Source organism: Acinetobacter sp. 228, assembly GCF_048147885.1.
The window spans coordinates 1-12,357 of sequence record NZ_JAYWYV010000011.1 but is presented as its reverse complement, the minus strand read 5'-3'; the positions used below and the strand labels follow the sequence as shown (position 1 = coordinate 12,357).

Here is a 12,357-nt window from a genome sequence, read left to right as displayed (position 1 = left end):
CCCGATGGATCTCCCGAATATCAATTTGAATCTGCTAGGAACACCGACGCTGGACAAAGTTCAGGCCAAAGCACTGGATCATCCACCCCGGATTTTGCTGCTGTATGGTTCAAACCGTGAACGGTCCTACAGCCGGCTCGCTGTTCAGGAAGCGGGCCGGATACTGGAATATTTTGGCGCCGAAGTCAGAATCTTCCATCCCAAAGGATTACCCTTACCTGAGGATGCAGATACGAGCCACCTTAAGGTAAAAGAACTGCATGAACTTTTGGCCTGGTCAGAAGGCATGGTCTGGTGTTCACCGGAACGTCATGGTTCGATGAGTTCGATTCTAAAAGCCCAAATTGACTGGATTCCTCTGGCAGCCGGTGCAATTCGTGCGACTCAAGGCAAGACGCTGGCCGTGATGCAGGTTTGTGGTGGTTCGCAATCCTTTAATGCAGTGAATCAGTTGCGTGTTTTAGGACGCTGGATGCGGATGATCACGATTCCAAATCAGTCTTCTGTACCGAAAGCTTTCCTTGAATTTGAAGAAGATGGTCGCATGAAAGCATCACCTTATTACAACCGCATTGTGGATGTGATGGAGGAACTCTACAAGTTCACTCTCCTCACCCGCGGTCAATCTGCTTATCTCACCGATCGATATTCTGAACGGGTCGAAAGTGCCGAGGAATTATCGAAACGAGTGAATCAGCAAACGATCTAGTTTTATCTCAAATCCTCTGATCAACTGGTCAAAGCTTAAATATAAAAAAATCCCGCTCAAGAAGTGGGATTTTTTAGTTTAATTATATTTATAAGGTTGAAAATCTCTATGCTCAGATGAAGAAATCATTATCCTCTTAAACAAACTTACAGGAATTGATATTAAACTAGCAGCTTCAATAATTGGCATAATAGTATGTTTATAGGCTTTTTGTTCATTCCACTGATCTATTAAATATTTTCCTGTCAGGAAATTATTTTCAAGTGCCTCATAGTCAATCTCAATCCAAATAGATGCTTCCCATTCTTTAAAAAATGGCACAAATATATGCCAATTTGATAAAGGGTAATCCTTACTATATTTTTCCTCTTCAAAATATCGAAAATCAAATAAGCTAATTCCTCCTACACTTCTAACATAAGGGTAATATTCTGAACCTCTATTTGCCTTCCAACGATCCTTATTAGGTATATCAGGTTCAGCAGCGATATAGCCTGTTTCCATAATCTTATGAAATCACTCAATCTTAGTTGTATGCCAAATACCATTAAGAAGCTCTTCAGGAAAATTCAAAATGCTTCCCCTTTATTATATTGAATGAATTTAGGCTTAGGCTGTTTTAACAAAGATTAGAATGCTTTCATTATACTCAACCCGGCACTCCAGTTTCGCCCTTCTGCCGGCTCATAGAAACGGCCATTGCTTTCATTGACGATGACTGAACCTGAATAGTCTTTATCAAACAGATTATCTACACGCGCAAAAGTTTTGACAGACCAGTCTTTTATATTCCAGTGATAACCGACATTGGCACCGGCAATGGTATAACTTGGCGCATACTGTGAGTTAATATCGTTGACATAAATACGGTCTGAATAACGTACATCTAAACCCGCGCTTAAACCATTTTCAGGTTTCCAGCCTAAACCAAGAAAAGCCTGTTTTTTGGCAATCCCCGGAATATAGTTTCCGGCTGCAATAGCGGCTACCGTACCGATTGCGGGAATGTCAGCATCAAAAGTAGCATCTATATAGCTATAGCTGGCTTGAGCAGTGAGATCACGCCAAAGATTTTTGTTCCAGGAGAGTTCAATACCTTCTCTTAAAGTTTTATCGGCATTACGGAAAGTAGAGCGACCATTGTCACTCCCTGCAGAAACAATGTCATTCTTCGTCCTGGTCTGAAAAACTGCAACAGTAAAATCACCTAATGTATTTACAGACTTTAATCCCATCTCATAGGTTTCACTTTCTGCTGCTTTTAAACTGAAGCTGCGGTTTTCTGCAGTATTTGCAGGATAAGACATTTCGGTAAAGGTCGGCGTTTCAAAGCCTTGTGCATAACTGGCATAAGTCATCAGCTCAGGTAAAATCTGCCAGCTTAAGGCCATGGATGGCAATAATTTCTGATAATCGGTTTTACCTGAATTATTGCCATTCGCCAGGAACTTGTCTTTAGACTTGAAATGTACATTGCTATAGCGCAGGCCGGCATCCAAGGTCCAATCGGGAGCAAAGTGATAAGAAGCTTGCAAATACGGATCTAGATTCCACAGGGTATTGTCTTCATCTCGGCGTAGTTCACCTTTGACTCCCAAGCGATCACCTAAAAAGTTTTGATAGCCTTTACGGTCTTCGGTCATGGCATCAACAGCAAGTCCAGCAATCAGTTGGGTATCTGGCCAAATGCTCTGACCTGTCCAGCGTAAATCTATCCCATAAAAATTACGGTCAAAATCAATCACGCCACCCGCATGATTAACTCCACCTTGTGCTGTACGAGGAATCGACTGATATTGTGTGACTGCGCGCTGTCCCCAGTAGGCCATGCCATACAGTTCATGCTGGTCATTGATCGGTTTATTCCAGGTCAAACCTGTTTGCAGCTGCTCAATTTCTTTACGTGCATTATAAAGAAGGACGTTTGCAGCGACCTGTTTAGGATTGGCTTGCCACTGTTCGCGAGTCAACCCACCGGGATCATCCGCAGCAATTTTAACGTAATTATTAATCCAGTTAATTTTAGAGCCGTCCTCCAGGTCCCAAGTCAGCTTGGCATTGCTCAGGATTTTATGCGCGCCGCTATGCTCCCGATAGCCGTCGGTATCAAAATAAGATGAGCTGATGATATAAGCTGGTTCATCGGCATTTTCTGAACCGCCTTGCAAAACCAGCTTGGTCTGCCCTTTGTTCTGGCTCCCTGCAGAATGCCCCAGTTCAATTGAGTCAGCGCCTTGCCCTTCCCTTGTAGTGGTTAAAATCGTTCCCCCGGAAGAGTTGCCATACAGTGATGAAAATCCACCACCCAATACTTCAATATGCTCCAGACTGTTCAAATCAATATTCGAGGTTTGTCCCTGTCCATCCGGCATCGTTGCAGGGATTCCATCCACATATAAACGCACACCCCGTACACCAAAACTGGAACGCGCACCAAAACCACGCATCGAAATTTGCAAATCCTGGGCATAGTTTTCACGGTTATTTAACTGCAGTCCTGGAACGCCTTTTAATGTTTCCGAAAGGTTCACATTCAGGCTGTTCTCTGGTTGTGCCTGCTCCAGATAATAAACCGATGCAGGCGTGCTCAACTTCTCCCGGTCAGTTCGGGTCGCCTGAACAATAATAGGCGCAAGTTTTTGCACTTCTGTAGCAGTATTTTCAGCATACAGCGTCTGGCTCATACAGGCGATTAAACAGGATAATGTGGTTTTTACAGGGAGATGTCGAAATTGATGCTGCATATTTTGTAGGTTCCAGTTATCTATGTGACTTAGAAAACTCATAAGCTGCCGAAGCACATCACATGATTAATTGTATAAGCCGGTTTGATCTTCAATGATCAGTAGATCGAGTTTGCTTGATCAGAATACAGGTAGAAAATTTAGTTTTAAGCTGCGTGATCAATAGAAGTCACATATCAAGGCAATTTATCAAAATCTTTGTTTACTTCACTCAATATCGTGCAACCCACATGATTTTCTTTAATATTCTAACGGTTTATAAAAAGACTGATGGGAAAGCCTGACGAATCAGGCTTTCCCATACAACAACAGAGAGTCAGTTACTTATTGTCTGGCAAGGCATAAGCCACCAGAGAGTCACCCATCTTGGTACCAAAGGAACCATGACCACCCGCCATAATGACCACATACTGCTTGCCATTGGCTTCATAAGTCATTGGCGTAGCCTGACCACCTGCAGGTAGACGGCCTTTCCACAACTCATCACCGTTGTTCACATTAATGGCACGGATATAGTTATCTTGAGTTCCACCCACAAACATTACATTACCCGCAGTTGAAATAGGTCCACCCAGCATCGGCACACCCATTTTGAATGGCGGCAATGGAATGCCTGGCATACTGTCACGAATGGTACCGATGCGGCGTTTCCAGGCCACTTCATGAGTATTTAAGTCCACACCTGCAACAAAGCCCCAAGACGGCTGTTTACACGGCAGCCCAAACGGAGACAGGAACGCACTGATTTCAACGCCATAAGGCACGCCATACATCGGTTGAACGCCGGCTTCTGTGCCTGCACCTTTAGCCGTCTTAGGACGGTTCGGATCTTGAGGAATCAGTTTTGATACAAATGGCAGACCAATCGGATTGGTCAGTGCAATTTGGCGGTCCGGATTGACCGACATACCACCCCATTCGAACACGCCCAAATTACCCGGGAAGACCAGAGTGCCATTTTCAGAAGGTGGGGTATAAATGCCATCGTAATTCAGTTTATGGAACGCAACACGGCAGACCAACTGGTCAAACATGGTCGCACCCCACATCTGTTTATCGGTCAATTTATCTTGTGGCGCCAGATTAAAGTCAGAGAAGGGTTGAGTTTTAGAATAGAACTCGCCTTTGGTTTGAGGTCCGCGTTTCACAGATTGTGGTACCGGTTTCTCAGTAATCGGCACAATCGCTTTACCATTACGGCGGTCCAGCACAAAGGCATTTCCGGTTTTGGTCAAGACATAAATGGCTGGAACTATATTGCCATTTTTGTCTTTGATGTCGGTCAATGTCGGCTGTGACGGCACGTCCATATCCCACAAATCATGATGTGTGGTCTGGAAATTCCACACCAGTTTACCTGTACTGGCATTCAGGGCCAGCATCGAGTTGGCATAACGCTCGTCCAGTTCAGTACGGTGACCACCATAAATATCCGGAGTTCCCACACCTGTTGGTACATAGACGATGTCCAGCTCTGCATCATAGGCCAAAGGTGCCCAAGCGTTTGGAGAGTTGTGTACAAATTTTTGACCCGGTGCAGGAATGGCGTTTGGATCTTCAGCGCCCGTATCAAACACCCAAAGCAGTTCACCAGTATTCACGTCATAACCACGGATCACACCAGAAGGTTCTTCAGTTGAATAGTTGTCGGTAGTTGAACCCGCAATAATGATGGTGGTACCTGTGACAACTGGGGGTGAGGTTGGAATATAACCGCCCGGATATGGGAATGGCATATCTTTTTGCAGGTCAACTTCACCATTTTTACCAAAGTCAGAGCAGACTTTACCGATGGTTGCATTTACCGCAACCAGACGCCCGTCATTGACCGGTAAAATGACTTTTTGTGGACATTCAGCAGAGCTGCTTTTTTTCGAAGCGAGACTGGTTTCAAAACCAGCTGTATTGTTCACATCATAATAAGACACACCACGGCAGGTTAAATGCTGATAGGTATGATCAGCTTTTAGTTTTGGATCATAAGTCCATTTCGCCTTACCAGTTGCCGGATCAAGCGCAGTCAATTTCTGGTGAGTGGTACAGATGTACATGTTGTCACCCACCTTGATTGGAGTAACCTGATTGGTGGTTTCGCCCGAGTCATTTTCAGTCTTGAATTCGCCCGTGTGATATTCCCAAGCCACCTGCAAATCTTTGACATTTTCAGTATTAATCTGCTTTAAGGGTGAATACCGTAAACCGGACTGGGTACGGCCATAAGCAGGCCAGTCTTCATCTGCCACACCGGGGATTGGCTGGTGGGCTGCAGGCTGCTGGGATTTTAATTCACCGCGAATTTCTTGCGGGTCATTAAATACAGAATAAATCATGACAGCGATGGTAATGGCCAGTGAACTGCACAGGGCAATTTTCGCACCTTTGCTGTGATCAAAACCGCGTGTTACCGCCGGAATCAGCAGGGCCAGACCAAACAGACCTAAAATATCCAAACGCGGTGCAAGTGCAAAAAAATCTGAACCGACTTCCCACAGCCCCCACACCACCGTTGCCAAAACGAATACAGCATAAACCAGGAGTGCAGCGCTCTTCCGTTGATATAACAGAACTGCGGTCGCAATAAAGAGTATACCTGCAATGATGTAGTACCAAGACCCACCCAGTACTGCAAGATAAATCCCTCCAATCAGCAGTCCTACACCGAAAACAGCGGCAATGACTGCTAAAATCGTTCTCCATACCGAACCTGAAGATGAAGTATTCATATCGAACGCCTATAAAATTTTTTTTGAAAGCTCATGTACCAGACCGGCATAAGCACCCTTATTGTTAAATTCTTAGTTAGAAATACATCACTGTCTTAAGCAGGCATTACTCATCAAAGCAATAGAAGACTTAGAGATTCAATAGTGTATTTGCAACTAAAAACTGTTTTTAGAATGATGTGTTGAACTTGATTCCACCTACCCAGACATTTTCACCATCTTTATATGCGCCGACGTGACGAACATATTGCAGATTCGGGCGAATGGTGAGCCAGGGGGTGGCATGCAAACCATAATAAATTTCTGCATCGACTTCTTGATGATGGTTACCAATGACATCGTCATTCATATTGATCCGTGCAATACCCAGTGCGATTTCATCTTGAGGACGTGAATCCATGGCACCCTTATAAACCAGCCCGATATTTTGCATATCGGTGACACTATTGGTTTTGGAATCATGCACTGTTGCATTTAAAAAGCCGGTCAAACCACGCGAAGTATCTCCGTCATGTGCAGTGAATTGCTGCTTGACCACTACCCAGCCCCCATGGTGATGATCGGTTTGCTCCGGATTGGAAATGACTCCAGCCTCCGCTGTGCTGTAGTAATAACCAGCACGGTATTCACCCGGCAATTTTTGTACGCCCACTTTCGGTGTCCAGACTACTTCTGCAGGAAGCATTGCTTCTTTGGAACCATCTGTGCTCAGGTTAAATCCTTTACCACGTTCCAGATTCTCAGGGTTATATTCATAGACACCGACCTGGGCATAAAGTTCAGGGCTAATGTTATATTTGACCCGTGCTGCCCATTGGCTTACCGGCCAGTTGTACCACTGATCACCAACCCAGTTCCCGACTTGGGAGCCACACAGTGCCAGGTTCTGGAAATCACAGTCAAAACTATTGAAGTCTTCACCCTCACCGAAGCGTCCGACTTTCACATCCAGTTTTTGTTCCAGGAATTTCTTCTTGATCCATAAATCAGTCAGACGCCAGGTTTGACCACGGCCCCAGACTTCTTGCACTGAACTCAAATGACTATTTAAAGCAGCAGAGCTTTGAGAAAGGGAATGACCATTACGCTCGGTGACAGTAATTTGCGCTTCGGTATCTTGCCAGCCTGCAATTTTTGCCAGATCCAGATGAGCCCCAAAAACAAACTGGTCTGCATATTCAGTTGCATGGCTTGAAGATTTCTGGGCATCAATCAAGCTTGCCATTTCACCGGTATAACCAAAATTGAAATCATAACCTTGTTGTTGCAACTGGGTACGTTGCCCGTTCCAGTCACCTAACATCCATGGGCTTTCTGTACTGAAAGCAGTCTCGGCATGCGTAACTGTCGTAGTCAAGAGTAGAGAAGCACAGCAAAGATAAATGGCTTTCGACAACGGGGAGAAATACATTAAATGTGATACCCTCATCACAAAATATGAAGTTTCTTATTGTATGCGTGTTGGTTTTTAAAAATTGTTACTAATAAATTAAAAACATGAACAAAATGTTGTTATTATTAATATTATTATATATTTTTTGTAAATACAAAAACCCTAACTACCTGTTTATTATGACGTTACATATTTAGACTTAAAACCATACCCTAAATATAAAAGTTGATATTTACAGAATAAATTGAGCTTGAGTTTCTGATAAAAACTTCACAAATAAATCAGCTGGATTACTGTTTTACCTTCTTTATTCTTAATAATCCGGTATCTCCATTTTTCCTGAATTGAAGATCGAAGTACTGAGGCTATAACGCTTCTGAATATATGAGAAACCTGCTGCCATTTCACTATGAATTTTTAAAAATCAGGTTATGCTAAAGTTATTCTGATAAGAAATTACCTCGCGTTAAAACAATAATCCAGCTTAATAGACGAGAACCAGTATGAAAGGCTCAATCCTTAATTTTTCTATTCAAAACAATACCGGGGTGATCTCGGGGGATGATAACCAGCACTATACTTTTAATGGTGCAGACTGGCGTGCAGAACGTCCGCCATCACGCGGGGATCGGGTCGATTTTATCGTAAACAGCGCGGGTGAAGCCGCTGATGTTTATCTGGCTCTGGGCAATTCCATTTATCTCGGGGAAAAAATTTCCAGTGAGCTCGGTAAATATTCCAATCTGGATCAGGCCGAGGAAAACTACAGCAGCATTGACTGGTTTGTAAAATGTCTGACCAACTATGCAAATTTTTCTGGCCGGGCACGCCGTAAAGAATTTTGGTTTTTTATGCTGTTTTGTGTAATTTTAGGCATTATTGCTGAGGTCATAGATACAGTTTTAGGCACTGAACCCATAGTAAATAGCCTGCTTAATCTGGCACTTCTGGTCCCGAGTCTGGCAGTTGGCGCGCGTCGTTTACATGATATTGGACGCTCTGGTTGGTGGCAATTACTGATGCTTACCGTGATTGGTGTTCTTGTATTGATCTGGTGGTGGGCAACTGAAACCAAACCACAAAACAATAAATATGGTCCTCCTGCCAAATAACCGAACCTTACAAATCCCGTCTTGATGCTAGAGACGTTTATCACTTATTTAGTGGGTAAATATCAACAAAATCAGACCTTACCAATGCTGCAAGAACAATTAGTAAAATTTCCAGATGCTGTATGGGTGCAAATTTATAAAGACAAAATGCAGCTAATGGATATAGATGGCACGATCACACATACACGCCTACCGGATGTACCTTATGACCATCCCCGGAGTATTATTGCCGACTTTGATGCAGCCGCAGTGACCCTAAAACAGCTGTTACCCTCACCGGTCATGAAAAGGCTATTCAGCCCTATAGCATTGCTGCAAATCATGGATTTGCCGGAAGATGGTTTAACTGAAGTTGAAAAGCGCGCTTTGCTCGAACTCGGTTATGAAAGTAAGGTGCAAAATGTCATCCTGTTTGATCACGCAGGAAATGCGCTGACCCAAGCCAGTCTTCCCTCCCAACATCGCCTGACGATCATCAAAATTTTTCTGATGATCGTCATTATGGTTGTGCTGGCATCGAGCTGGTTCTTGACGCTTTAAATATTCGACCCATAAAAAAACTCTATGGCCTGCAGGATGCTAATACGGCTTATAATTTCATCATAAGAGAACTGGTTGCCAGATAGTATATTTGCTATAAATAAAGCAGCTTATAGACATCACCTCTCTAAAAATCAGCTCAAATAAAATAAGCAAAAATTAGGGTTTATTTAAAATAATCTAGCAACTGATTCAAGCGGTCTATTTGATATTTAGGTTGTGCCAGTGCTAATTCTTGCTGACTGCCATAGCCATAATTTACCGCAATAGTCTCCATACCATTTTGACGGGCACCAAAAATGTCATGCTCGCGGTCACCGACCATCATGCATTGATCGGCCTGCAACTGTTGCTGCGCTAAAATATACTGAATCAGCTCAGCTTTATTGGTTCGCTCGCCATTCAGCTCACTGCCATAAATTTCTGTAAAATACTGGGCCAGATCAAAATGCTCCAGAATCTGTTTGGCATACACTGTCGGTTTTGCCGTAGCGACAAACAAGCGATAGCCCCGGCGTTTCAGTTCTGCCAGGGTTTCTGCTACACCCTCAAAAACATGATTTTCATAAAGACCCTTGACTGCAAAGCGCTCCCGATAAGCCATCAGAGCCTGCTCGGCCAGAACATGATCGGCTTCAACATTTAAGATTTTGGCTAGCGAGGCTTTTAAGGGAGGGCCAATAATCCAGTCAATATTGATCTCGTCACTAATCGGATGACCAATCTTTTCCAGACCATAACGCGCAGACGTCGTAATTCCCACTTTCGGGTCAGTTAATGTCCCATCCAGATCAATTAAAATATTCTTAATCACTACCCATCCCCTCTCATCGGCACCGATATAAATTAATATCGAGAGTTCATTCAAATTTGCCTATACTAATACAATTTTAGTGAATGAAGGACATCATTTTGCGCCCTACCGTACTTTGCTTTTCCGGTTTAGACCCTTCAGGTGGAGCCGGCCTTCAAGCAGATATTGAAGCCATTGGTCAAAGTGGTGCACATGCGGCAATTGCCTGCACAGCCCTCACCATTCAAAATTCACAGCAGGTTTTTGGTTTCGAAGCCACTTCCAGAGAATTACTATTGGCACAGGCCAATGCGGTGGTAAATGACCTGCCCATTCGTTGCGTAAAATCCGGCATGTTAGGCACTACAGATAATATCGCGGCTCTGGCCGAATTTCTGACTGCACATCCAGATTATCTGTATGTGCTGGATCCGGTTTTGGTCGCCAATAGTGGTGGTTCACTGGGCAATCAGGCAACGTTAGTCAAAGCATTTACCCAGCTTATTCCATTGGCCACCATCCTAACGCCAAATACAGTTGAACTGCGTGCCCTGACGGGTGAGCAAGACCTCAAACTGGCCACTCAAAAATTATTTGAAATGGGTGCACAGGCCGTTTTGGTCAAAGGTGGCCATGAAGATACGCCAGATTATATTCAGAACAGCCTGTATATTGCAGGTGAGCTGATCAACGAAACCCGTTGTCCTCGTTTGCCAGGTGAATATCATGGTTCAGGCTGTTCACTGGCCAGTTTCATAGCCGGACGTCTGGCCATGGGTGATCAGTTAAAAACTGCAGTACAGCATGCTGAAACCTGGCTATTTGGGGTATTAAAAAATGCTGAAATTCCTGTTCCAAATGGCCAGAGAATTCCAAAGCGTTTTTAAGATCACATGTTTTAAAATTAAAAAGCCTGAATGCGTCAGGCTTTTTTTATCGCTGCTATTTTTTGAATAATACTATTTGGCCGGATAAATAACTTTGCTTACATAGGTTGGTAAATTCCAGGCACCACCAGCAAAGCCTTTGCATTGTACGGTCAGACTACTAAAGCTTTTGGCAAATTTCTTGCCATTCCAGGCCCATTGTTCCTGACGAACACAATCGCCCAAACCGCGTACTTTTTGCCCGGAAAATATCTGGCCTTTATTAAAGGTTTCTCCCGAAGTGGTCACCAGCTGCTTCAACTGCCTGTTCTGGTCCATCAGCCAGAAACCACTACCTACATTATAAGCCCCCCGCCAGCATGGAATCTGAACCAGCTGATTTTGAGCATTGATGGGATAAATGGTCATGACATCATCCGGCATAAAATTCTGGCTAAACAGCAAATCACATTGATCCTCGTTGGTAGTCACTTGCAGTTTTCGAATTATCTGCTGACTGGCTGCTGTATTCAGTTTCGCTTGAGTGATTTTGCCTGACTGATATTTTGGTATCTGAATTTTCGGTATCGCTGCGGCTTTGAGGACCGCCTGATCAGACTTTTTTCCTGGCCTGATCAAGGCTGAGGGTGTAGAAAGTCGACGCTGAAATTCATCCATCTTGAGTAAAACGGCACTGGCTCCAGCGGCCGATAAGTTCCAGCGTGATTGTGTATTCTTAAATACAACCGGAGCTGTTCCCTGTACAGCTTTTAGCAAGGCTCGCGTTTGATCAGTACTGAGTTGCCCTATTCCCTCCCGATTCAGACCAATCATGCCATAAGCTGTATTGGCAATTTGCAACTGAAGCTGTCGTGTGGGCGTGGCCATCGTTAAGGGCAAAATATGGACCCGAGCTTTGATGTTACTGTTCACACCCGCAGCACGCTCTAATAGCACCGAAACAGGCCGATCCATGTCTGAGTCGGATTGATATCCGGCAGCACGGCAGGTCCCGGTATTATCACAGGCAATTTCCCAATCCTTATGTGAAAAATGCAGGCCCTGAATAGCTGCCATACTCAATGAACTGATACTGGCCAAGGCGAATGTGACACTCATGGTTTTGATGCTGTAGATCCATTTTTGTTTCATCATTTAGTCCTTTTTTAAAACGCTTGCCGAGCTGGCTGGCTGCATCTGTTCAATCTGCTTCTGTTTATCTTTTTTCTTGCGCTCATTGCTCAGGGTTGCCATTAAATCCTGTGCCAAAGCCTTAAGCAAAATCATATCTTCCGCCTGCATCTGTCTCGGTCGCTTGTCCAGCAGACACAGCCCCCCCAGCGCAATTCCATTTTTATCTTTTAAGGGCACCCCGGCATAGAAACGGATATGCTGCTGTCCTCTGCACACGACAAAAAAAACAAAAAAGTCTGTTAAAGCAAAGGCATAATAGTAATTTTTAAGACGAATCAGACCA

General features: G+C 44.0%; 11 protein-coding genes. 4 read left to right on the top strand and 7 right to left on the bottom strand.

Annotated elements, in window-relative coordinates:
- Window positions 1–4 precede the first annotated feature (4 nt).
- Complete coding sequence (gene arsH / locus VXQ92_RS09730; protein ID WP_416681283.1) at window positions 5–709, top strand: arsenical resistance protein ArsH; 705 nt, start codon at window positions 5–7, stop codon at window positions 707–709.
- Between the two features lie 78 nt (window positions 710–787).
- Here arsH and VXQ92_RS09725 read toward each other — a convergent pair whose 3' ends face one another.
- The 4 genes from VXQ92_RS09725 to VXQ92_RS09710 form a co-directional block, all read right to left on the bottom strand.
- Window positions 788–1,213: a hypothetical protein gene (locus VXQ92_RS09725; RefSeq protein ID WP_416681280.1), complete on the bottom strand. Its 426-nt coding sequence runs from the start codon at window positions 1,211–1,213 to the stop codon at window positions 788–790.
- A 125-nt stretch (window positions 1,214–1,338) separates the two neighbouring features.
- The gene (locus tag VXQ92_RS09720) at window positions 1,339–3,453 is read right to left on the bottom strand and encodes a TonB-dependent receptor domain-containing protein (RefSeq protein WP_416681278.1); all 2,115 of its coding nucleotides are present in this window, start codon (window positions 3,451–3,453) and stop codon (window positions 1,339–1,341) included.
- A gap of 320 nt (window positions 3,454–3,773) precedes the next feature.
- Complete coding sequence (locus VXQ92_RS09715) at window positions 3,774–6,176, bottom strand: glucose/quinate/shikimate family membrane-bound PQQ-dependent dehydrogenase (protein ID WP_416681275.1); 2,403 nt, start codon at window positions 6,174–6,176, stop codon at window positions 3,774–3,776.
- A gap of 169 nt (window positions 6,177–6,345) precedes the next feature.
- A complete protein-coding gene (locus VXQ92_RS09710; RefSeq protein ID WP_416681272.1) occupies window positions 6,346–7,587 on the bottom strand; it encodes a carbohydrate porin in 1,242 nt (413 codons plus the stop codon).
- Window positions 7,588–8,072: 485 nt separating this feature from the next.
- Here VXQ92_RS09710 and VXQ92_RS09705 point away from each other — a divergent pair, with 485 nt between their 5' ends.
- On the top strand, window positions 8,073–8,681 hold the full coding sequence (locus VXQ92_RS09705; protein WP_416681269.1) for a DUF805 domain-containing protein: 609 nt from the start codon (window positions 8,073–8,075) through the stop codon (window positions 8,679–8,681).
- A gap of 24 nt (window positions 8,682–8,705) precedes the next feature.
- Window positions 8,706–9,221 (top strand): hypothetical protein, encoded by a 516-nt coding sequence (locus tag VXQ92_RS09700; RefSeq protein ID WP_416681267.1) that lies wholly within the window; start codon window positions 8,706–8,708, stop codon window positions 9,219–9,221.
- Window positions 9,222–9,387: 166 nt separating this feature from the next.
- On the opposite strand, the gene VXQ92_RS09695 is transcribed toward VXQ92_RS09700, so the two are convergent.
- Complete coding sequence (locus VXQ92_RS09695) at window positions 9,388–10,035, bottom strand: HAD-IA family hydrolase (RefSeq protein WP_416681265.1); 648 nt, start codon at window positions 10,033–10,035, stop codon at window positions 9,388–9,390.
- Between the two features lie 98 nt (window positions 10,036–10,133).
- Between VXQ92_RS09695 and VXQ92_RS09690 the strand changes: the two genes are divergently transcribed.
- A complete protein-coding gene (locus VXQ92_RS09690) occupies window positions 10,134–10,901 on the top strand; it encodes a hydroxymethylpyrimidine/phosphomethylpyrimidine kinase (RefSeq protein ID WP_144724039.1) in 768 nt (255 codons plus the stop codon).
- A gap of 72 nt (window positions 10,902–10,973) precedes the next feature.
- Here the strand turns inward: VXQ92_RS09690 and VXQ92_RS09685 are convergent, their stop codons facing one another.
- Both VXQ92_RS09685 and VXQ92_RS09680 read right to left on the bottom strand, forming a co-directional pair.
- A complete protein-coding gene (locus VXQ92_RS09685) occupies window positions 10,974–12,032 on the bottom strand; it encodes a DUF1176 domain-containing protein (RefSeq protein ID WP_416681369.1) in 1,059 nt (352 codons plus the stop codon).
- Window positions 12,033–12,035: 3 nt separating this feature from the next.
- Window positions 12,036–12,357: GAF domain-containing protein (locus VXQ92_RS09680; RefSeq protein ID WP_416681262.1), on the bottom strand; the 322-nt coding region annotated here is incomplete at its 5' end.